Source organism: Acinetobacter junii (genome assembly GCF_018336855.1).
Lineage (GTDB): Bacteria > Pseudomonadota > Gammaproteobacteria > Pseudomonadales > Moraxellaceae > Acinetobacter > Acinetobacter junii.
Genome location: NZ_CP059558.1, coordinates 2,431,391 through 2,452,961, shown reverse-complemented (window position 1 = coordinate 2,452,961; position 21,571 = coordinate 2,431,391). Strand labels below are relative to the sequence as shown.

Genomic DNA, 21,571 nt, shown 5'->3' with positions numbered 1-21,571 from the left:
ATGCAAATTGATGCCCAAGTAAAAAGTATTTCAGATATTAATCAATTCTTTATTGTTCCTGATTATCAAAGGGAATATGTATGGAAAGCTAATGATCAAGTAAAACAATTCATCACAGATATAGATAATGCTTTTGAAACTTCAAATAATGATTCGAGCTACTATCTAGGGTCAGTAATTATTGTTAAAAAACAGGATAATTATGATGTCATAGATGGTCAGCAACGTCTTACTACAATTGTACTAACTCTCTGTGCATTAAAAGATTTTTTAGAAAGTATTACCCGTACTGAATCTGCTGAAAACTTTTATAACGCGATTAAATCATGGTTGTCGACTTTCAATATGAAAACGGCATCCCATCAAAACCGTGTAGAGTTGCAATACGAAGAAAGCCAAAATTATTTAGGCTATCTTATTCATAAAAAAGAATACAAAGGTAAAGTTACGCCATCTATTCAAAAAATGCAGGCTGCCTATGATGCGATGTATGAATATATTGCAAGTTTGAAGAATGAAGGACAAGAGCATCTGGTTGACTTTATTACTTTCTTCTTTAATAAAATTGTCCTAGTTTTTATTGTTTCTGCGGACCTTCATGGCGCATTGAAAATATTTGAAACCAGTAATCAGCGTGGGGCAAGCCTGGATGCTATGGATTTGGTTAAAAATCTTATTTTTAGTGAAGCTAATGAAAAAGATTTTCCTGATATCAAATCTAAATGGAAAATGGTTGTTGGAAATATTCATGCATGTAAGGAAGGGGAGAACCCATTACGCTTCCTACGATATTTCTTAATGGCACGTTACTGTAATAATGGAATTCTACGTGAGGAAGATATTTATAAATGGATCATTTCTGAGGGTGAGCCATTAATTAACTATAAAAATAAACCAATCGAATTTGTAAATGCATTATTGAGTGCTTCAGAACGCTATTCAAAATTAGTTAATGCGACAAGTTTAGCTGATCATCATCAAGCTTACCCTGCTGTAGTTAATATAGGCTACATTAATAAATATATGTCCAGACAGCACTTATTACTGTTATTGGCCTTAGATGTTAATTGTGAAGATGAAGTGATCAATTATCTTGCAAAACAATTAGAAACTTTGTTTTTTGTGAGTAATACATTAGGTATACAGGCAAAATATAACGAGAACAATTTTAGTATATGGGTGCAATATTTCCGTGGCTTAAAAACCATTGAACAGGTAAAAGTTGCTGTTGAAAAAACTATTGCAAAATATATAACTAAAAAGGCGGCAGAATTTAAACAAACCTTCTTAACGAAACGTCATGATGCTTTTAATCCGCTTTATCGTCTGCGTTATATTCTAGGTACATTGGAAAATAAAGCGGCTGAGCTTTGTAATATGCCACTGAAGGACCATGGATTTATCCAAAGTCTGCAAGTTGAACATATTTTACCTCAGACACCTAAGGCTGATGTAATTCCTGAAGAGTATGGGGCTGGCTATTTAGAATATAGTGGCCAAGTTTATATGTTAGGTAATGTGACATTATTAGAAGGTCAGATTAATCAGGCGGTTAATAATTTTAATGACCTAAGTGCAGATTGGTTTAAACAAAAGCAATCTGAGTATAAAAATTCAGCATTAGTACTGAGTAAAATGCTAGATAATGAGTTTAGTATTGGTAAAAATACCTCAACGAATCAATTTATCCAAGATTATAAGTATGCTTTTACTGAATGGAAAAATGAGCAGATTCTACAGCGTCAGCAAGTTTTATTGAATTTAGCTCTTTTGGCTTGGACAATTAATGGACAAAGAATAGACCAATATAAATTTGCTGATGAAAATGAGCAATGTACAAACATAGATCAAGTTGTTACACCGGTATTATAAAGAAGCTGTAAGTCAAGGTAATCTTAGATCATTCTAAATATTCAATATATTGTTTAATTATTTATTAAAATGATATTTAACTTTATTTCAGTAGCCACTTCGGTGGCTACTGAAATAAAAAGCCTACCATAGAAACTTTTAGAAGTTTTGAAGAGAAAAAAATATCCTTTTGATGTATACGCGTTAAATAGCGACAATGAGCTTCAAAAATTTGATCTCGGATTATGATCCTAGACAGTATCGTGGACAACCGATCCCTCTAAATTTTTGAAATATTTCTGTTCAAAGGCTGATCCTAGACAGAATTGTGAACAATCGATCCCTCTAAATTCTTAAAATATTTCTGTTCAAAGGCTTCTGGACTTAACCAACCATTGGCAGAATGTCGCCTCATTCGATTGTAGTAAATCTCAATATATTCAAACAAGACAGCATTGGCTTCTTTTCTAGTAGTAAACACACTACCGTGTACCACATGACCTTTCAATGTATGAAAGAAGCTTTCTGTAACAGCATTATCCCAACAGTTCCCCTTGCGAGACATGCTTTGAATACACCCATTCGTCAATAGTATCGCTCTAAAATCACGACTACAGTACTGTGATCCTTGATCTGAGTGAACCATCACCCCCTTTGGATAACCCTGACGTGCCATTGCATAATTAAATGCGTCACACACCAATTGACGGTCTATTCGATAGCTGGTTTGCCAACCCACAATACGACGGCTAAATAGATCTAACATCACGCATAAATATAACCAGCCTTCTTTGGTTCGAATGTATGTAATGTCTGTCGTCCATACCCGATTCGGCTTTGTGACGGTAAATTGGCGATCCAATAGATTGGGAGCTGTAGGCAAACGATGATTTGAATCTGTCGTATGTTTATATTTACGGGAAATTTTACTGCGTAACCCGAGATGCTTGAGCATTCTTCCTACCGTACGTTCGCTCAGGTTATAACCCAAATCATGCATATCATGAACTAGTGATGGGGCATCTAAGCGAGCATGATGGTACCAATACACTGCTTTTAAATCCTTATATTTCTGAGCAGTATCAACTCGTCGCTTACGCCAAGCATAATAACCAGAAGGGCTGACGGCTAAGTATTTACAGGCGGAAGATATAGTGACTGCCTTTTTCATCGTTAAATCCGCTATTACCGTGTACTTTTCTTGGTTTGATCGGCGGTCAGAAAGTACACATGCGCCTTTTTTAGAATATCATTGGCTTCCTTGAGTTGTCTGTTTTCCTTCTCAAGTTCAACAATACGTTGTTGTTCTGGTGTAAGTTGTCGTTTACTGGTTCCAGCCAGATTCATTGCACGTACCCATTTATCTAGTGTTGAATAACCCACACCTAACTTCCTGGCTATGACAGCTAATGGTTCATGTGTGTTTGCTAGTGCGTACTCTATCGATTGTTGTTTAAATTCAGGACTAAAGCGTTTCGCCATTTCTTGTATCTCCAAAGTTAACTTTACGTTAGCTTTAGAGGAACTATCTGTCCATTATTTTGGCTAGGATCAGTTCATCGCTAGAAGCATATAAACCCATGATGTGCATTAGATTATGCATTGCAACCAAACGGTCACTTGGTGAACCATGTGCAATATCCTGTGTAAATTTAAAACGTAAAAATTCATATTCTTCTCGTGTTGGCAGGTTCATTAGTGTTTCTCCAAAGCATTAATACGTTGTTCTAATTCATCAATCTGACGAATACCATTTAAAGCATTAATCGCTTCAATGATTTGTTTACCCACATCAGGCGCAACATTGTCGTCAGCAATAGCCTGTAAAACAGATTGAGCTTGTTCGGTAACACTTGCTGTGGCATCTAGCTCGAACTGGACTGTTTCTGTTTGAGCTTTAAGTGTTGGTGCAATACGGGAAAGGACTAAGCTAGCCGCTTGCATATCGCCTGAAAGAGCAGATTGAATAACTACTTTGCCAATATTCCTGTTGAAAGCTTGATCCATCAGAATCAAAAAGCCTATTACGAAGCATTGCAAGTAAGTACAGTTCGTACTGATTCAGCACCATTTATAGAATTCATCTTACAGATGATTTTAGATGCAATCCTGAGTTCAACTGATACCGCTCAAGATAGCGATCATGTTACCGCTCAAGCTGGCGTATAAGTGAGCGATCAAGTACAACGTTTGGTTTCGGCAATGAAGCAAGAAGACTATACTTTGGCTGAATTGATGCAATTGGTGGGTTTGAGCCATCGAGCAACATTCCAAAAGAATTATTTGAATCCAGCAATAGAAGTGGGTTTAGTTGATCGTACTATTCCAGATAAACCGAAGAGTCCGAAGCAAAAGTATAGATTGAGTGTATAAAACTAAGTGGCGTCATAGGTAGACAATCGGTGGCTCAATACCAAAAGCCGCTGGATTACCAACTATGCCTATATAACTCTAAATAGGTTTCGGGTTATTTTTAGCAAGTAAATGAAAAAGTAGTTAAATGTCATCTTATTTAAATATCTGCGGCGTATGGTTCAGCCATCTTTAGATGGGTTGATGCCATGCTCGGTTCTTTTGAAAAATTCCAATTAAAAACAATCAGCGTGGTATGTATAAGTTTCAGCGCTTTATTGCTTACCGCTTGTCAAACTACTACGATAACGCGAAATCAACAAGCCAATACAGAGCAACAGCTCCAACAAGAAAAAGTCCAACAACCGAAACGTGTGGTCTTTTTTTTGGGTGATGGTATGGGCATCACCACGCTTACCGCTTCACGTATTTATGCTGTTGGTGAAGATGGTCAGTTGGCGATTGATCGGCTGCCTGAGTCTGCTTTTGTTCGTACCTTTTCTGAAGATGCACAAGTCACGGACAGCGCACCTTCGATGGGCGCATACATGACCGGTGTGAAGATGAAAAACGAGGTGATCTCGATGCAGACAGGGACAATTGCGGTTGAACCTGACTCAGTAGGGAATAACCAGTGTGCGACTAACCCTCAAAACAAAAATAAGCAAAACACACAGACTTTACTCGAATTAGCCAAAGCAAAGGGTTGGGGAACCGGGGTTGTAACCACGACGCGGATCACGCATGCCACGCCTGCATCGACTTATGCGCATATATGCCACCGTGATGCTGAAAATGATATTGCATCACAGTTGGTCCCGAGTTCAAAAGGCGATGATTATCAACGTTATAACCTCAAACTCAAAGATGGAGTCGATGTTGTTTTAGGTGGAGGTAAGCGTCAATTTTTGCCTAAAGATGCAGGTGGAGAACGTACTGATGGGCGCAATCTAATTACCGAGATGCAAAAGGCAGGCTACCGCGTGGTTTTTGATGAAAACCAACTCTCCCAAGTGCAACTGGCGAAAAATGAAAAATTATTGGGTTTATTTAATCACAGTCATTTAAATTACGACTTAGATCGCACCAAGAAAAACTTGGCAGAGCCGAGTCTCAAGCAAATGACGCTGTCTGCTTTAGATATCCTGACGCAAAATAAAAAAGGTTTTTTCCTGATGGTGGAGGGTGGGCGTATAGATCATGCGCTACATGACACCAATGCCAAGCGCGCTTTACAAGACACGATTGCCTTAAATGATGCTTTAGAAGCAACCATTCAAAAACTTAAACAAAGTGATCCTGAACTTAAAAATACACTGATTGTAATCACGGCAGACCATGATCACACCATGGTTTTAAATGGTTATGCCAAGCGCACAGGAAAATATATTGAAGGTAAGGAAACCAGTGTGCTTGGTCTAGTGAAAAATTATGACCAAGCGGGCTTTGCTCAAGATATTCATGGTCAACCTTATCCGATTATCGGTTTTGGTACGGGCAAAAAACGCCCTACTCAAAACCGTATGGATGACTTGGTGCTGAACTTAAAAGACAGTGATGTCTGTCATCCTGTACAAGGGCCAAAGGCACCACAAGGCGAAAAATATAGCTTCACTTATCCTTTGGCTGAAACGGGTTGGTGTACGGGCACTGCTGCGGATGATTTCCAACAAGAAGCTGTGATTCAAACGGGCTATAAAGATAAAGAAACGCATGGTGGTGCCGATGTGTTTTTAGGTGCGATTGGTCAGGGGGCAGATCAGTTCTCGGGTAGCCTTGAAAATATTGAGGTCAATCACCTGATTCGTAAGATCACAGGCTTATAGCAGAGGGATATCCATGAAACCTATTTTAAAAACCATCCCATACATGATGCTTCTGCTTACAGCGTCGATTTCTTCAAATGTTTTGTATGCTGCTGACACCACACTTACACCGACGAAAAACGTTATATTCTTTTTAGGCGATGGCATGGGACCAACCACAGTGACGGCAAGTCGTATTTATGCTGTGGGGGAAAATGGCAAACTGGCCATGGACAGCATGAAGCACGCAGCACGGATTAAAACCTATTCTGAGGATGGTCAAACCACAGATAGCGCTCCCTCTATGGGCGCCTATATGACTGGGCAGAAAAATAAAAATGAAGTGATTGCCATGACAACAGGAACGGTTGCGGTCGAACCTGAAGATGGAAAATTGCCGAATGGCAAAAGCTTAGCGAAAGCCATCAACCGTTGCCCAGAACAGGGCAGTAGTATGGTCGCAGGGATGCCTGCGTTAAGTATTTTAGAACTGGCAAAAAAGCAGGGTAAAGCGGTTGGCGTAGTGACGACGACCGAACTCACCCATGCCACACCTGCGGCAACCTATGCACATATCTGTCACCGTGATGCGCAATACGATATAGCGCTTCAAGCTGTTCCAAAAGGTAAAGCTTATAATCCAAACTTATTGGATGGCATTAATGTCCTTATGGGAGGCGGCTTAAATCATTGGACGCCTTATGATGCAGTCTCTAACCCCAAAGGGCGCTTGGATGGTCGTGATTTATTGGCAGAGTTTAAACAGCAGGGTTATCAAACCGTTTTAAGCCAAAGTGATTTGGCACAGACGGTCAATACTCAGAAAATTTTCGGCGTATTCTCCACACAGTCGCATTTAAATTTTGATTTGGATCGACTCAAGAAGAATATAGAGACTGAACCGAGTCTGGCGGCGATGACCAGTAAAGCGATTGATGCACTGCAAGCACAGAATCATGGACAAGGCTATTTCTTGATGGTTGAGGGTGGGCGTATTGACCATGCGCTACATGCCAATAATGCCAAACGGGCATTGCAGGAAACCAAGGCATTTAATGATGCAATTCAAACTGCACTGGATAAAGTGGATTTGAGCAATACCTTGATTGTAGTGACGGCAGACCATGACCATGTGATGACCTTTAATGGTTATGCCGCACGAACGGGTCAAACGACGGAAACTAATCCAGGTATTTTGGGGCTGAGCTATGACTATAATATTGCAAAAGAGCAAAATGCTTACAGCAAAGTGCTGGCTGATGGCCAAGTACATAATCCATACCGCGATGTAAATGGGGCAACAGGAACGACGCTTGTTTTTGGAAATGGTACGGGTAAACGTTTAGATATTCGTGACAGTATTAGCAACGAGCAAGCCTTTGCTGACGACTATAAACAAGAAGTCGGGGTACAACTGACGAAAAGCGAAACACATGGCGGCGGAGATGTGATGCTGTTTGCTGAAGGAAAGAATTCAAATCTATTCAAAGGCACACAAGAAAATACATGGGTATTTGAGCAATTGAAAAAGGCGTTTGGATTCTAATGGATACAAGATTTATACGGCCGTTCAAATTCAAAATGAAATTCTTAGCATTGTCTTTCAGTTTGCTCAGTCCATGGGTATGGTCGGCCGATGAATATCGTATTGATTATCAGATTGAACGGTTGGATGCCAATGGGGTCACGACAATTCAAAAATACAGTGAGAAAATAATTCGAGATGAGCAAAATATTTGGATTGAACGTCTAAACACACAAACGCATGCTGACGAAGCCCAGACACATAGCAACGCTCATGTGTCTGCCAAAACAGACACCCATGAGCATGTGAGTTTTGACAGTGCAATTCAGTGGATGCAGCGCAAAGATGTAGTCGGGCAAGCAAACGTAGAAAGTCCGTTTCAGCGTTTTTATATTTTGCCAGATGAAAAAATGCGGGTGCAATTGCAGGATGTCGATCAAGAAATGCTAGGGATGAAAAACTGTTGGCGCTGTGAATATAGTTTGATTCATCCTGACATTTTAAAGCGAGCACAATTGATTCAACGTGATCCGAAGTTAGTGCATTATCAAATACGCAGTGCTGGGCAAACGTTGAATATTATATGGAGTGAACAGGATCAACTGGTTCTAAAATATGAATTGCTCAAACCGACCTCAGGCTATGCCAAAACCTTTACCGTGCGCAAAATTGGCCAACATGTTGCTACACCTTGGACACAAACAGAAAAATACAGCGAACGTGACTATGCGGACTTTAGTGATTAGCCGATGAGTTTTTGACTTTTAATTTCGACGTTACAATAGAAATACCCGTGATTTTTTTGGGAAAAATAAGCGCTTAGGACTGTGCCGCTTGTACGGTTAAACCACTCCACCGCTTAAACGCACGTCGAAAATTAGTGGCATCGTTAATTTGTAAATACTGAGAAATCTGTTCAGTTTTAAAACCATGTACACGATATAAAATGATGGCAGTATGCAAACGACTTTGATCGAGTTGCGCCTGAAAATGGGTCTGATGCTTTTTCAGTTTACGTTTTAAGGTGGCAGAACTCATTTGAAAATAGTCAGCGGTTTGTTCAAGTTGAATATTATTTTGAATATTCTGCATTAAATATTGGTGCAAACTGAGCAAAAAACTCTGTTGAATATTTTGAGCTGTCATTTCTTTCAGCGCATATTGATAACTGATTGAAGCTAAGGTCGAAGAGGCATTTGGAAGTTTTTCATAAATCAAATCGCGAGGTAGGCTCATCATGTTGATCGGGCGATTAAACTCTAAAGCACTGCCTAAATGTGTCCAATATTGTTCAATATAATCCGGTTCAGAAAAATTAAACTCGAATTTCCACGCTAATTTGGCTTGGTACAGTTGACGGCTAAACGCTTGTACTGCACTCATTGCGCTTTCGATTAAAAAGCGATTTTCAAGCTTGTTTTCATCTAACCAATAAATATGAATATGGCTTTGACTGTACATGAGTCGAGGGCATAACCAAGGTGAAACGGACGCGGAAAATGTTAAATAACGGCTAAGTGCCTCATCGAAGGTCGATGCATAAAGCATGGATTTAATGGCGTCATTAAAGGGGGTGGTTAGGCTGCGTTGACCAAATAAAAAACTGATGTCCTGATTGCGAAAACACTGTTCAGCATTTTTTAAAACCTGTTGTAACTGTTGTTGACTAATTAGTTTTTGCCCCGAAAAGATATCTTCTAAGAAAATACTGCTGCCACTGAGCAGGACGTGATGTTCGACTTCATGACTCGCTGCCAAATCAATTAAAATAGACAATTGATGATGCGCAGGAATGTAGCTGTAGTCGCATTCAAAGCTCATACCATGACTCGCTTCGGTGAGTAGTACTGCTTCACTTGGAGCAATTGCTGATTTAAGGCACTCAAGAGTTGTTGGGCAGTTTGGTATTGTCCGACAGCGCAGCAGGTCGTGAGTGCTTTTAGAGGAATGTGCACGGACAAATCACGTTGATAATAAGCACTGACCATAAGCATGCGTTCAAGTTGAGCAGCCATTTTTTCAGCCTGTTGTAGCTTCGTCTCTGGTAACAGCATAATAAAACGATCTCCTGCGAAGCGGCAGAGCAGGTCTTGTGGTCGTAAGTTTAAGCTAATCAATTGTGAAACATGCTGTAAAATAGACGTGCCTTCATCAAAGCCATGTGCTTGATTAATCTGATTAAAATTATGCATATCTAGCAGTATGACGGACATGTCGCTGGGTTCATGCGAGTTTTGCTCGATTGCGGCTTTGAGCTGTGTTTTAAAATAATGAGCATCGGCCAAAGGGGTGAGTGCATCGAATAAGCGATGATCCCGATAAATACGTTCTCGTTTTTGCATGTGTTTAGAAATTGCCTGTTCTTCTTGATGCCAAAAATAAATCCCGATGGTAAATAGATACAGTCCAATTGGAAAAGGAATGGACTCAAGCCATGCATCCCACATGATTTCTTTAGGCAGGCGAATAAACTCATCTAAGCTGTCCATCCACATGTGGAAAAAAATAAAACACAGTCCATAAAAGATATAGTTGGTTACACGGCCCAAAGGACGGCTTTTAATAATAAAGAAAATCCAAATACCAATAAAAACAGTTGCTCCCCCTTCACCTAAAATATCGACCCAGTTCCATTCAGCAAATGACTTGCTCTGCCCAAGTAAGATAAACAACCAAAGGGATAAGCTACAGGCAGTCGCTACACATAATAAAGGCCAGCGGTAGTAAGCAAAGTATTTAGGCATAGCATTTTTTGAAATGATTTATTTTCGCCCAAGCTAAACAGATTTAGATGACAGTTTGATGGCAATGGCTAGGGTCAAAATAGATCAATGTATTTTTGATTTTTGAGAATAAAAATGCTGAAAAACCCTATCCTTGAGGTGAATATGCATCATTCTGTATGCTCAGTATTTTCTCTATACAGATCAAATTAGCTCACTTTTTGCTGAAAATGGCCAAAAACAAATAAAAAGGGCAGATCGTAAAAGGGACTGTCACATCATGTTCACATTCAATTTCTATTGTGCGTTCAAACCATGCCACTTTGGCTTGAGGGGAAGAACATAATGCAAAATAATCAGAGCCGTTTCATGAAACATAAGCGTGCGGGTTTTCAGCTCAGCACACTGGTCGTGTCAATGCTGAGCATGACGCATCTACATGCCGAAGATAACACGGTGGAATATGTACAGGTCATTGGTCAAGCTGCAAGTATGGATAAAGCACTCAAAGAACAAAAACGTGCCGACCAAATCAGCAGTGTGGTACATGCCGATGGCATTGGACAATTACCCGATGACAATGCCGCAGAAGCGTTGCAACGGATACCAGGTGTATCTACAGAGCGTGACCAAGGCGAAGGACGTTTTGTTTCCGTTCGTGGTTTAGGCGCTGACTTAAATGCAGTAACCATCAATGGTACTTTGGTTCCCGCGCCTGAAAGCGATCGCCGTGGCGTAGCATTGGATGTCTTACCTTCAGAGCTAGTACAGTCATTGGCTGTGGTGAAAACGCTGACACCAGACATGGATGCCAACTCATTAGGTGGTACGGTGCAGGTTGAAAGTTTATCGGCTTTTGACCATGACGGTTTGTTTTATACGGGAACGATTGAAGGTGGTTATGATGAAAAACGGGAAAAATATAGCCCTAAAGCATCTGGTGCTATCAGTAATCGTTTCAGTGTTGGTGAGGGGCAAGACAACCTTGGGGTGGCACTGGCACTGAGTTATCAAAACCGAAAATTTGGCTCGGACAATGTTGAAACGGGTGGGGCTTGGGATGGAGACGCACTTGAAGAAACCGCAATGCGTCAATATGACATCGAACGTGAGCGCATTGGTGCGGGTTTAAACTTTGATTACCGTCCGAATGACACAGGCGAATACTATTTAAGAACTTTATATAGTCGCTTTAAAGACACTGAATCACGTCAGGAAGTGGCGGCTGAATTTTCTGATCCACAACTTGCAGGCCAGCGTGGTGATGCAGAAGTGACTCGTTCACTGAAGAGCCGTGAAGAAACACAAGAAATACAGTCTTTTGTCCTCGGTGGTAAGCAAGGTTTTGGCACGTGGACGGTGGAAGGTCAGCTCGGTTATAGCGAAGCATCGGAGGAAAATCCAGGGGGAATTTCGGGGGCAAAATACCAAGGTGATTTTAGTAATGTTGGATTTAATAGTACGCAAAAACCTGTAATTACGGCAGACCAAGATTTTTATGATGCGGCCAACTATGAGTTAGATTCGGTGTCGTGGGAAAAATCTAAAACCACCGATAAAGAATACAACGGTAAATTAGACTTTTTGAAAGACTATATGCTGGGGAATTATGCTGCTGCATTGAAGTTCGGCGGAAAAATCAGTCAACGTGAAAAAACCAACAATACCGATGAATGGAAATATGAAGATCTCAGTACGTCAAGTTCAGATTTCAATTCAAACAGCCATTATGAACTGGGTCAGTTTGGTCCAACCATTAATAAAAACGCTATTAAAGATAAAATCAGTGGATTAAATCCAAATGATTATGTGGTTGCTGACGGTTCAATCATTAATGACTTTAAGTCGAATGAAGACATACAAGCGGCTTATGTCATGAATACCGTTGATTTGGATCAACTGCGTGTGATTGCAGGCTTACGTTATGAAAATACCAACTTTGAAGCACGTGGTTTTGAGTTCAACGATGATGTGATCACTGCGACTAAATATAAAAATGACTATGATCATTGGTTGCCAAGCCTACATTTACGTTATCAATTGGCCGATAACGCTTACCTCCGTGCCGCTTGGACCAATAGTGTGGTACGTCCAAACTTTGCGCAAAGTGCACCAAGTGTTTATATCGATGGCGATGAAGCTGAGTTTGGTAACCCAATGTTAAAGCCTTTAGAATCTTCTAACTTTGATTTGGGGGTGGAAAAGTATTTTGGCAAAGCCAGTATGGTGGGTTTCTACGCATTTTATAAAAATATCGATAACTTTATTTATAACACCAATATTGCAGGAACAGGGCAATGGGCTGACTTTGATGAAGCTATAACCTATAAAAATGGTAATGAAGCAAAACTGTACGGGATGGAGTTTGCCTACTCACAAAAGTTTGACCATCTAGGAGCACCATGGAACGGGTTCTTGTTGGGTTTAAATACCACCTTTAGTAAGTCAGAGGCGGATATTGATTCGATGAAAGATGGCGAACTTCTGAGCCGTCGTATTCATTTACCAAACCAGTCGGATGTGGTCGGTAATGCCATGATTGGTTGGGAAAATGAACGCTTTGGTGTACGACTTTCAGCAAATTATAAATCGAACTATTTGTATGCATTAGGTGATATCGACACGCCAGAAAAAGACATTTATACCGATGACCAAATCTTCCTTGATTTCAGTAGTCATGTGAATTTATCTAAAAACTTACAATTGACGTTTGATGTGCAAAACATCACCGATGAAACTTATTACAACTATGCAGGCTCTAAGGCTTATAACGCTCAATATGAAGAATATGGCCCAGCATACAAACTTGCACTGACCTACACCCATTTTTAAGTCGAATTAAATTTAGTTCTCAGGTTTGCTCAGCAAAAGCAGACCTGAGTTTCCTTGCCCAATTTTGAGTGTCTCTATGAAATTTTCATCTTTTAAATTGTCTGCTTTAAGCAGTTGCTTGCTGTTATTGAGCGCATGCAGTCAGCACAGCGTGCCCCAAGCTCCGCAAAATAGCCAGTCGTTAAGCTCGGCTGAAATACCAATAGATCAGCCTATGGCAGCGAAGTTGCAATTACGTGAAGTCGACATGAATGGGGCAAAAACTGAGGATGTGCAATCGTTAAGCTTGAGTGCATGGCCTGAAGTTGCCGCACTGTTGAGCAGTAAAAACAAAGGGCTACAAATCTTAGATGATCAACAAAATGTACTACATCAAATTCAAGGTCAGTTTGGGCGTTTTGATTATCGGATTGGTTCGGAGCGTTTATTGATTGCTGCGTCAAATTTGCAACAACAGCAAATTCAACTGATGAGCATGAACTTAAAAAATAAAGCATGGGACAAACCCAGCTTTATTCCAAAGCGTTCATTTAAGTCTGAAGATGTTTGCTTATATACCGATGCTCAAGGGCTGAGTTTTGCTTTTTTAGTGGGTGAAGAGGGGCTTGGTGAGCAATGGTTGGTGGCTCAGCATGAAAAGGCTTTGGTTCAACCACAGTTGGTACGTCGTCTTAGTTTTCCACCTGCCAGCAGTGTATGCAAAGTGAATGATAGCACCGCAGAGCTGTTCATTAATGAAGAGAATGTTGGGGTTTGGGCATATCCAGCACATTCTGAAGCTGACATGGTGCGTCAAGCGGTAGATCTCGTGCAACCCTTTGGTTCGATGCAAGGTTCACCCTCTGCAATTGCGATTGTAGATGATCATATCGCTGTACTCGATGCAGAAAAACCTTTGCTTTATCGTTATCAAAAGCAAGATAAGCAATGGAAAGCACAGCCACCTTTACAATTAGACACGGTGAAAGAAGCAGAGACTTTGAGTGTTCAAGGTAATTTAACCGATAAATCCTTGCTGATTTTAGATGATAAAACCGTAAAAGTGGCGGATGCGGAATGGGAAACTCAGACCCAGACCAAAGCTCAGAATATCATCACCATTCCAGCAGAAGTGCAGACGGAGGGTGTGCCAAGTACAGGTGACGCGGCTGATGATCCTGCGATTTGGCATAACGCTACACAACCGAGTCAATCCCGCATTTTAGCGACAGATAAACAAGGTGGTTTACAGGTTAACGATTTACAGGGCAAAACCGTGCAGTATTTGCCAGTAGGGCGATTGAATAATGTTGATGTACGCTACGGTTTTAAATGGGGCAATCAAACGGTCGATTTGGCTGTGGCATCGAACCGAGATCATAACAGTCTGCATCTCTTTGCGATTCAACCCAAAACGGGCAAGGTTTCTGTGCTCGGCGAGCTAGCAACTACATTGGATGATATTTATGGCATTTGTATGTACCGCGATGCTCAAGGGGAAATCTATGCCATTCCCAACGATAAAAACGGGACTTTTGTTCAATACCACATCACGGCTGCACAGCAAAAATTACGGGCTGAAGAAGTACAACGTTTTTCAGTTCAAACCCAACCTGAAGGCTGTGTCGTAGACGATGCCACAGGACGTATTTTCTTGGGTGAAGAAGATGTCGCGGTGTGGGTAAAAGATCTCAATCCAAAAACTCAGCTCCCTATGCAGCAGGTGATAGGTGTAGGAGAGGTGATGCATGATGACATTGAGGGAATGGGACTTTATCACGGTAAAAAGCAAAGTTATTTGGTAGTTTCAAGCCAAGGCAATGACAGCTTTGTGGTGCTTGATGCCGCAGCACCTTATACGGTTCGTGGCGCATTTCGTGTAGGCATCAATATCGACAAAGGCATTGACGCTGTGTCTGAAACAGATGGACTAGATGTGAGTTCCCTAAATTTTGGTGGCAAATGGAAGCAAGGCATGTTGGTGGTGCAAGATGGACGTAAACGGATGCCTGAAACCAATCAGAACTTTAAATATGTGCCGTGGGAAAAAATCGCTCAAGCCCTGCATTTGGACTAAATAGCGCTTTAGTACATAGGCTGGGGCAAAGAGTCACAGCCCATTTTAAAAATATACATGTACTGCACCATGCAGTAAAAAATTGGAGTGCGTTATGCAAGCAACAATGGATCAAATGTCGGTTTGGATGTTGATTAGCCATGCCAGTGTGTTGGTGAAAGTAGTGATGTTGATTTTGGTTTTATCCTCAGTAGTAAGTTGGTATTTAATCGTGCGTCACGGTATGTTACTTCGTGGACAAGAGCAGCTTTGGAACCGCTTTTTAAAGAATTTTAGACAGCAAAAAGATCTCAATCTTTTACAGCAAGATTACCAACAGCCTGAACAACGGAAAGGCGTAGTCAGCATTTTTCAACATGGGGTGGATGAATACCATCAATTGATCAAAGATGACCAACTCACTACAAGTGATGTGATTGATGGGGTAGAACGTCGTTTGCTCAGCAGCATCAGTGAAGAAGAAGAAAAGCTTCAGCAAAATCTGACCTTTCTTGCAACAGTCGGTTCAGTCAGCCCGTATATAGGCTTATTTGGAACGGTCTGGGGCATTATGAATGCGTTTATTGGACTGTCTGCCGTTGAACAGGCAACCCTCAATACAGTTGCACCAGGGATTGCAGAAGCGCTTATTGCGACAGCTATTGGTTTATTTGCCGCTATTCCTGCGGTCGTGGCGTATAACCGCTTTTCGGCACGTGCTGACAAGCTTTCCAGTCGTTATTACGGTTTTGCCAATGAGTTGCAAACGCGTATTTATCGTTTGTTGGGGCACACTGAGCATTTCGCGTTAAGGAGCAAGAACCATGATTAAGCGTCCTCAAAAATTAAAACCCAATGCTGAAATGAATGTGGTTCCTTATATTGATGTCATGTTGGTGTTGTTGGTAATTTTTATGGTGACTGCACCAATGTTGACGCAAGGCATTCAAATTGATTTGCCTAAAGTGGATGCCAATGTCATGCCCGCGTCACAACAGCAGCGTATTGTAACCTTATCTATTCAAGCCAATGGCCAGTATTACTGGAATATTGGATCAGAAGTGAATACCGAGAAAGTTACGGATCAGGCCATTGATTTAGCCACTATGCAACAAAAGCTCGTTCCGATTATTCAAAAAGATAAAAGCTTACAGTTTTATGTACGTGCCGATCAGGATGCTGATTATCAACTGGTTGCACAGGCCATAGCATCCTTGCAAAAAAGTGGGGTAACGAACTTGGGGCTAGTGACAGAGGAACCACAATCATGATGACAACCGTTTCCAAAATTAGGTTTCGTGATCAAGGCCTAGCACTTTCGGTCACGGCTGGATTGCATATTGCGCTAATTGCATGGTTATGTACGGTTGAGATGCATGAAACATTGGCGGAACCCAAGCCGAAAACCATTCAATTACAATTTGTGCAAATACCCCCTCCAGCCAAACAACAACCTGAACCTAAAAAGCCTGAGCCGATAGTCGAAGAAAAACCCTTACATGAGCCTGTCAAGAAACAGGTTGAGAAACCTACTGAAGTCCAACCGAAAACCACCAAGAAGTTTGTAGAGTCACAGAGCAACAAAATTGTACCTACAGCGTCTAAACCGACACAGCAAGTCGTGACGGAAAAGCAAACGGCAGTAGCGGAATCTCAGAAAACAGTAGATACGCAGTCTCAAGCGGATATACCAACTCAGACCAAGACCCAGAAATCAGTAGAACCTAAAGCACAAACTCATCCTGAATCATTTGATGTTAAAAATTATCAACCTGTTACAAAAATAGCACCAGCTTATCCTGAACAAGCTTTGGATCGTAAGCTGGAGGGGGATTGTACGGTGGTGTATAGCGTGAACGAAAAAGGACGGGTAGAAAATCCAAAGGCACAAGGCGACTGCCATCCGATGTTTGTACGACCTTCGATTCAGGCTGCTCTCACTTTTAAATATCAGCCTCGTCTCGTCGATGGCAAACCGACTAGCGTGTTGAATGTTAAAAATACTTTCCAATATCGTATTGAAAGTTAATTGTATTGATCAATTGAGGAAATCACTCGATTTAGTTTGATTAGAGTGCCTGACTTGCTTTAATTTTAATGCTTTAAATACATTAAGTTGGTTTAAGTGCAAAAATTAGCCCAATCTGCCATCAAACTCTTACGTTTTTCAAGATAAGCTCCGCGTAAATAAGCAGCTTCAACTTCATCTGGCAATTTATGTGCAAGTACATGTTCACAAACTTCACGAGGGTAATCGGTTTTGTCTGCTGACCAATCTCGGAAGGTTGATCTAAAACCATGTGTAGTAATCACACGATTCTGCTTAGGATCAATATAGCCTAAGCCATTTTCTTTAAGCTTTTGTTCATGCATACGCTTGATCAGAGTAGTCAATGACATGTCAGATAGCATTCCGCCATTGCGTGGTGCTGGAAAAATAAAATCTTGCGGCTGAGTATATTCTTGGATGGATTCAAGTAAGTTAATCGCTTCTTGAGATAGGGGCACACGGTGTTCTTTGTCTGCTTTCATACGCTCTTTAGGAATGATCCAAACTTTATTCTTAAAATCAATTTCCTGCCATTTGGCCCCAAAAACTTCCCCAGAACGACATGCAGTTAAAATTGTAAATTCTAGTGCCTTTGGTGAAATTCCTTTTTTCTGTGTCAGATGCTGGATAAACTCAGCAACCTGTTCATAAGGTAGGGATGGGTGTGGGCGGGATTCTTGCTTTAAGTTACCTAAGATAGGCTCAAGATTACCTTTCCAAGCGGCTGGGTTATCACCCACAAAATATCCCATCGCTTTAGCATAATCGAAGATGGTTTCTATACGACCACGAATACGTCTGGCTGTTTCATTCTTCTCAATCCAGATCGGTTTGAGAGCTTCAGCAATAGCTACTTTGGTAATGGTGCCAATAGTGAGATCACCCAGCGTTGGATAGATATAGGTTTCCAGTGTTGATGACCATTGCCCAATATGCTTTTCATTTTTGAGTTCACGGGTTTTATTGGCAATAACAACTTTCGCACATTCCATGAATGTTTTGTTCCGTAGTTGCTGAACAAGAAGCTTTTCAAGCTGTTCTTGTTTGTGTGCAATAGGATCAATGCCACTTCGTATTTGTAATCTCAATTCGGTTGCTTTGGCACGGGCTTCGGCTAAAGAAACTTCAGGGTAGGGACCAATGCCAATATCACGTCGATGAGGTTTTAGTTTTCCTTCTTTATCTAACCGTTTGCCAACAACAGCACGCAAAATCCAAACACGAGAATTACCTTCGACGTTCAGGCAGAGGCCATCAACACCGCCAACAGAATGTCGTCCAGTCGCCTTAATTTTTGCTACACTTAGAGCAGATAGCTCTTTAGATTTCTTTGGCATGTTTTTTTACCCCACAACCTACCCCTCATAAAATACTGGAACTGGTAGAATGAGACAAGATGTGTTAGGATGATTAAAATGTTAAAACATTGAAATATATATGTTTATAATATTTATTTGGATTGCTTAGGATTATTGTTAGACGGACACCGCTTCCGCCAAATACTTAAAAAGCCTCTGTTTATACAGAGGCTTTTTTATTTCTATAAGAAAATTTTAAACATCTATTTATTATTTAAATTTTTTATGGAATCTAAAGTGGATAGATTTTGTGAAAAAGAATACTGATGTTAATGCATTCACCCAAGCAAATTTCATACTAAATTGATTGTTTGATAAATTAAGAGAATTGTTATCTAAAATAAAAATAAATTTTGTATGCTAAAAAACAAGAAAAATCTTTGCTGATAGCATTGCATAACTATTATCTATGTTTTGTACTGCTTTAAAAATCATGCATTTTTTGCATGAAATATTTAATTTTTGCATTATCGTTTTTAAAAGAAAAAAGTGACACTTGCCTGTGCTTATTGTTGAGTCGAAAGTTCTGCTGTATGGCTGAAAAATTTTGACTGAGTCAACATGGATTATCACCAAGGTTTGATGTGTATTGATCACATTGGTGTAAAGAAGGATAGGGAAGGAATAATTATTATGAACCAAAAAAGGTTGCTCAAATATATTCTCATCGCAATGATATCGGGAATATTAGTTGGTTGGGCATGTCATAGCTCAGTAAGTACAGCACAAGCAACGGATATTGCATCTTATTTTAAGATTGTCACGGATGTCTTTCTTCGATTGATCAAGATGATCATTGCTCCATTAGTCTTTGCAACGATTGTTTCAGGATTAATTTCGATGGGTAAATCATCCTCTTTAGGATCGATTACAGTCAAAGCCATGAGTTGGTTTATTGGCGCTTCATTTATTTCGCTATTGCTGGGTATGGGACTTGCGAATTATTTCCAACCAGGTGTGGGAATGAATCTCGTTATACCGAAGGAAGCTGTAGATGTGGGCGTAAGTGCATCAAGCTTAAGTCTTCAAACCTTTATTACGCATATTTTCCCGCGTAGTTTCGCTGAGGCAATGGCGAATAATGAAATTCTTCAGATTTTAGTCTTTTCGATATTTTTTGGTTCGGCTTTAGCTTATGTTCAACATCAATCTGGGGCTACCATCATTGGGCGCATTATTGATGAGCTATGTCGTGTGATGTTCCGTATCACGGATTACGTGATGGCTGCTGCACCAATCGCTGTTTTCGCGGCAATTGCATCTGCAATCACAGTTCAGGGTCCGAAGCTGATCTTAGACTATAGTATTTTTATCGGGCAGTTCTATGTGGGGCTGTTGATCTTATGGATGATCCTGATTTCTTTTGGTTATATTTTCTTGAAGAAAGATGTTTTTAGATTGGTCAAAGCTGTACGTGAACCGACAACTTTAGCTTTTGCTACGGCAAGTAGTGAATCTGCTTATCCTAAGACAATGGAAGCGTTGAATAAGTTTGGTGTACCGAAACGGATTACCAGTTTTGTGTTGCCACTTGGTTATTCATTTAACCTAGATGGTTCAATGATGTATATGTCTTTTGCAGTACTCTTTATTGCGCAAGCTTACAATATTGATCTAAGTTTTACTCAACAAGTTTTAATTCTATTAACGTTAATGATCACCAGTAAAGGAATAGCTGGTGTTTCAAGGGCTTCAATTGTTGTGATTGCATCTACTTTAGTGATGTTTAAATTGCCTGAGGCTGGAATTTTATTGATCCTTGCGGTTGATCAATTTTTGGATATGGGCAGAACTGCAACAAATGTCATAGGCAACAGTATTGCTACAGCTGTGATTGCTAGAACTGAAGTGGGCAATGAGGAAGTCGATGAGGTTGAGGAAGTGGTTGTTGATTCAATTGTGCCAGTGAGTCGTTTAGCAGATAACACCTAACTTTTGAAACCAGTAAAAAAGATTGGATGACAAGTAAATTTATAAACTAAAATGATTGTTTAATATCTTTGAATCTGATTTTAGATCATCGATATTAAGCAATCATTTTTATTTCATAATTATTATTATTTAAATTCTTGTGAGGTTAAAAAATCCCAAATATAGTTTATTCTTTTGGAGAGTACGATTTTTCTTCTGATGATATAAACGTCTTGATATGTGTGAAAATTAATTGGTTCAACGACTTTAAGTTTATTTTCTGCAATCTCTTTTTCAACAAGAAGCTTTGGTAGCCAAGCAATTCCTAAACCTTGTAAAACGAGTTCTTTTAAATCGCTTGCATTATCAGTTTCATATAATATTCGATAGTTTAGTTGATTTTCTATAATATCATCGACACATTTTCTCAAATAAGCCTGCTTGCTATATGATAACAACGGAAATAATTCATTAAATGAATATTTTGGTTGGTTATTATAAAGGGCGGTCACAGGCAAAATTTCCATTTTCACGATTTTGTGGAAAAGAAAAAGTGAAAAATCCATTTGAGCTAAAGTTTTCTGGTCACAATAACAAATCAAGAAATCGCAAGAACCATCTGTGAGCAAGCGCATGCCTTGTTTGAGGTTTGCTGCAATAATTTCTAATTTTAAATCACTCAGATCTTCGGAAAGCTCATGAATAAAACGAGGGAAAAATTGTGTAATAAGTGAATGCGAAACAGCGAATTTTGTATTTAGTTCATTGTTTTTAATATTTTTTTCTAAATAGGTAATTGTGCTTGAAAGTTGGTTGTGAATGTTTTTAGCAGTAGCTAATAAAATTTGTCCAGCTTCAGTGAAATCAATATTTTTACTTTCTCGATCGAGGATTGGGAAACCCAAAGCATTTTCAATATTTTGTAGTCTACGTGAGAAGGCGGACTGAGTTACATGCCTGATCTCTGCTGCTTGGGAGATTGATTTTTCCTGTTCTAATGCAAGTAAATCTTCAATCCATCGAATTTCCAAGGTCATAAATTATCCTTAATGCATGCTCATACACTATTATAATCTATTATGCAAAAAATGCATGTAGTAATATTTTTTTACATTAGAAAAAACACACA

17 protein-coding genes and 1 pseudogene are annotated in these 21,571 nt (G+C 40.0%); 11 read left to right on the top strand and 7 right to left on the bottom strand.

Features of this window, described 5'->3' with window-relative positions:
• A complete protein-coding gene (locus tag H2677_RS11400; RefSeq protein WP_212638582.1) occupies nucleotides 1–1,872 on the top strand; it encodes a DUF262 domain-containing protein in 1,872 nt (623 codons plus the stop codon).
• Between the two features lie 295 nt (nucleotides 1,873–2,167).
• On the opposite strand, the gene H2677_RS11395 is transcribed toward H2677_RS11400, so the two are convergent.
• From H2677_RS11395 to H2677_RS11385, 3 genes are all read right to left on the bottom strand, one after another.
• Nucleotides 2,168–3,333, bottom strand: a protein-coding gene (locus H2677_RS11395; protein WP_212638581.1) for an IS3 family transposase whose coding sequence is annotated in 2 segments (ribosomal slippage) — nucleotides 2,168–3,087 and nucleotides 3,087–3,333 — 1,167 coding nt in all. Because the reading frame shifts where the segments join, the coding sequence is not laid out codon by codon here.
• Nucleotides 3,334–3,376: 43 nt separating this feature from the next.
• Nucleotides 3,377–3,547 carry a hypothetical protein gene (locus tag H2677_RS11390; RefSeq protein ID WP_212639626.1) on the bottom strand — a complete coding sequence of 57 codons (171 nt, stop codon included), beginning with the start codon at nucleotides 3,545–3,547 and terminating at the stop codon, nucleotides 3,377–3,379.
• Nucleotides 3,547–3,795 (bottom strand): hypothetical protein, encoded by a 249-nt coding sequence (locus H2677_RS11385; RefSeq protein WP_228301654.1) that lies wholly within the window; start codon nucleotides 3,793–3,795, stop codon nucleotides 3,547–3,549. The genes H2677_RS11390 and H2677_RS11385 overlap by 1 nt, the downstream gene beginning before the upstream one ends.
• Nucleotides 3,796–3,807: 12 nt before the next feature.
• Between H2677_RS11385 and H2677_RS11380 the strand changes: the two are divergent.
• The 4 genes and pseudogenes from H2677_RS11380 to H2677_RS11365 form a co-directional block, all read left to right on the top strand.
• Nucleotides 3,808–4,224: pseudogene (locus tag H2677_RS11380) on the top strand (Fic family protein); the annotation flags it as partial.
• 188 nt (nucleotides 4,225–4,412) lie between these two features.
• Nucleotides 4,413–6,029, top strand: a complete 1,617-nt coding sequence (locus tag H2677_RS11375; protein ID WP_212638580.1) for an alkaline phosphatase — start codon at nucleotides 4,413–4,415, stop codon at nucleotides 6,027–6,029.
• A gap of 13 nt (nucleotides 6,030–6,042) precedes the next feature.
• Nucleotides 6,043–7,554 (top strand): alkaline phosphatase, encoded by a 1,512-nt coding sequence (locus tag H2677_RS11370; protein ID WP_212638579.1) that lies wholly within the window; start codon nucleotides 6,043–6,045, stop codon nucleotides 7,552–7,554.
• A 35-nt stretch (nucleotides 7,555–7,589) separates the two neighbouring features.
• Complete coding sequence (locus tag H2677_RS11365; protein WP_228301653.1) at nucleotides 7,590–8,279, top strand: hypothetical protein; 690 nt, start codon at nucleotides 7,590–7,592, stop codon at nucleotides 8,277–8,279.
• A 73-nt stretch (nucleotides 8,280–8,352) separates the two neighbouring features.
• Here H2677_RS11365 and H2677_RS11360 read toward each other — a convergent pair whose 3' ends face one another.
• Both H2677_RS11360 and H2677_RS11355 read right to left on the bottom strand, forming a co-directional pair.
• Nucleotides 8,353–9,354, bottom strand: a complete 1,002-nt coding sequence (locus tag H2677_RS11360) for a helix-turn-helix transcriptional regulator (protein ID WP_005399817.1) — start codon at nucleotides 9,352–9,354, stop codon at nucleotides 8,353–8,355.
• A complete protein-coding gene (locus H2677_RS11355; protein WP_113996999.1) occupies nucleotides 9,351–10,277 on the bottom strand; it encodes a diguanylate cyclase domain-containing protein in 927 nt (308 codons plus the stop codon). The genes H2677_RS11360 and H2677_RS11355 overlap by 4 nt, the downstream gene beginning before the upstream one ends.
• Before the next feature lie 324 nt (nucleotides 10,278–10,601).
• Here H2677_RS11355 and H2677_RS11350 point away from each other — a divergent pair, with 324 nt between their 5' ends.
• The 5 genes from H2677_RS11350 to H2677_RS11330 all read left to right on the top strand — a co-directional run bounded on the left by H2677_RS11350 (nucleotide 10,602) and on the right by H2677_RS11330 (nucleotide 17,152).
• On the top strand, nucleotides 10,602–13,088 hold the full coding sequence (locus tag H2677_RS11350) for a TonB-dependent receptor (RefSeq protein WP_212638577.1): 2,487 nt from the start codon (nucleotides 10,602–10,604) through the stop codon (nucleotides 13,086–13,088).
• A 76-nt stretch (nucleotides 13,089–13,164) separates the two neighbouring features.
• Nucleotides 13,165–15,144: a phytase gene (locus tag H2677_RS11345; RefSeq protein WP_212638576.1), complete on the top strand. Its 1,980-nt coding sequence runs from the start codon at nucleotides 13,165–13,167 to the stop codon at nucleotides 15,142–15,144.
• Nucleotides 15,145–15,238: 94 nt separating this feature from the next.
• Nucleotides 15,239–15,955 (top strand): protein TolQ, encoded by a 717-nt coding sequence (tolQ, locus tag H2677_RS11340; protein WP_212638575.1) that lies wholly within the window; start codon nucleotides 15,239–15,241, stop codon nucleotides 15,953–15,955.
• The gene (gene tolR, locus H2677_RS11335; protein WP_086208627.1) at nucleotides 15,948–16,394 is read left to right on the top strand and encodes a protein TolR; all 447 of its coding nucleotides are present in this window, start codon (nucleotides 15,948–15,950) and stop codon (nucleotides 16,392–16,394) included. Before tolQ ends, tolR begins: the two co-directional genes overlap by 8 nt.
• Entirely contained in the window at nucleotides 16,391–17,152 is a 762-nt protein-coding gene (locus H2677_RS11330; protein WP_228206848.1) for an energy transducer TonB, read from the top strand. Before tolR ends, H2677_RS11330 begins: the two co-directional genes overlap by 4 nt.
• 92 nt (nucleotides 17,153–17,244) lie before the next feature.
• On the opposite strand, the gene H2677_RS11325 is transcribed toward H2677_RS11330, so the two are convergent.
• Nucleotides 17,245–18,510, bottom strand: a complete 1,266-nt coding sequence (locus tag H2677_RS11325) for a tyrosine-type recombinase/integrase (RefSeq protein WP_212638574.1) — start codon at nucleotides 18,508–18,510, stop codon at nucleotides 17,245–17,247.
• Nucleotides 18,511–19,164: 654 nt separating this feature from the next.
• Between H2677_RS11325 and H2677_RS11320 the strand changes: the two genes are divergently transcribed.
• Nucleotides 19,165–20,463 carry a dicarboxylate/amino acid:cation symporter gene (locus H2677_RS11320; protein ID WP_035338765.1) on the top strand — a complete coding sequence of 433 codons (1,299 nt, stop codon included), beginning with the start codon at nucleotides 19,165–19,167 and terminating at the stop codon, nucleotides 20,461–20,463.
• A gap of 125 nt (nucleotides 20,464–20,588) precedes the next feature.
• Here the strand turns inward: H2677_RS11320 and H2677_RS11315 are convergent, their stop codons facing one another.
• Complete coding sequence (locus H2677_RS11315) at nucleotides 20,589–21,479, bottom strand: LysR family transcriptional regulator (protein ID WP_004956096.1); 891 nt, start codon at nucleotides 21,477–21,479, stop codon at nucleotides 20,589–20,591.
• Nucleotides 21,480–21,571: the final 92 nt, after the last annotated feature.

What these genes read in the sequence shown, in the direction of transcription:
- H2677_RS11365 (WP_228301653.1), top strand. Translation starts at nt 7,590, where the DNA reads ATGAAATTCTTAGCATTGTCTTTCAGTTTGCTCAGTCCATGGGTATGG.
- H2677_RS11325 (WP_212638574.1), bottom strand. Translation starts at nt 18,510, where the DNA reads ATGCCAAAGAAATCTAAAGAGCTATCTGCTCTAAGTGTAGCAAAAATT.
- H2677_RS11320 (WP_035338765.1), top strand. Translation starts at nt 19,165, where the DNA reads ATGAACCAAAAAAGGTTGCTCAAATATATTCTCATCGCAATGATATCG.
- H2677_RS11370 (WP_212638579.1), top strand. Translation starts at nt 6,043, where the DNA reads ATGAAACCTATTTTAAAAACCATCCCATACATGATGCTTCTGCTTACA.
- H2677_RS11385 (WP_228301654.1), bottom strand. Translation starts at nt 3,795, where the DNA reads ATGCAAGCGGCTAGCTTAGTCCTTTCCCGTATTGCACCAACACTTAAA.
- H2677_RS11315 (WP_004956096.1), bottom strand. Translation starts at nt 21,479, where the DNA reads ATGACCTTGGAAATTCGATGGATTGAAGATTTACTTGCATTAGAACAG.
- tolQ (WP_212638575.1), top strand. Translation starts at nt 15,239, where the DNA reads ATGCAAGCAACAATGGATCAAATGTCGGTTTGGATGTTGATTAGCCAT.
- H2677_RS11375 (WP_212638580.1), top strand. Translation starts at nt 4,413, where the DNA reads ATGCTCGGTTCTTTTGAAAAATTCCAATTAAAAACAATCAGCGTGGTA.
- H2677_RS11355 (WP_113996999.1), bottom strand. Translation starts at nt 10,277, where the DNA reads ATGCCTAAATACTTTGCTTACTACCGCTGGCCTTTATTATGTGTAGCG.
- tolR (WP_086208627.1), top strand. Translation starts at nt 15,948, where the DNA reads ATGATTAAGCGTCCTCAAAAATTAAAACCCAATGCTGAAATGAATGTG.
- H2677_RS11330 (WP_228206848.1), top strand. Translation starts at nt 16,391, where the DNA reads ATGATGACAACCGTTTCCAAAATTAGGTTTCGTGATCAAGGCCTAGCA.
- H2677_RS11360 (WP_005399817.1), bottom strand. Translation starts at nt 9,354, where the DNA reads ATGAGCTTTGAATGCGACTACAGCTACATTCCTGCGCATCATCAATTG.
- H2677_RS11400 (WP_212638582.1), top strand. Translation starts at nt 1, where the DNA reads ATGCAAATTGATGCCCAAGTAAAAAGTATTTCAGATATTAATCAATTC.
- H2677_RS11345 (WP_212638576.1), top strand. Translation starts at nt 13,165, where the DNA reads ATGAAATTTTCATCTTTTAAATTGTCTGCTTTAAGCAGTTGCTTGCTG.
- H2677_RS11390 (WP_212639626.1), bottom strand. Translation starts at nt 3,547, where the DNA reads ATGAACCTGCCAACACGAGAAGAATATGAATTTTTACGTTTTAAATTT.
- H2677_RS11350 (WP_212638577.1), top strand. Translation starts at nt 10,602, where the DNA reads ATGCAAAATAATCAGAGCCGTTTCATGAAACATAAGCGTGCGGGTTTT.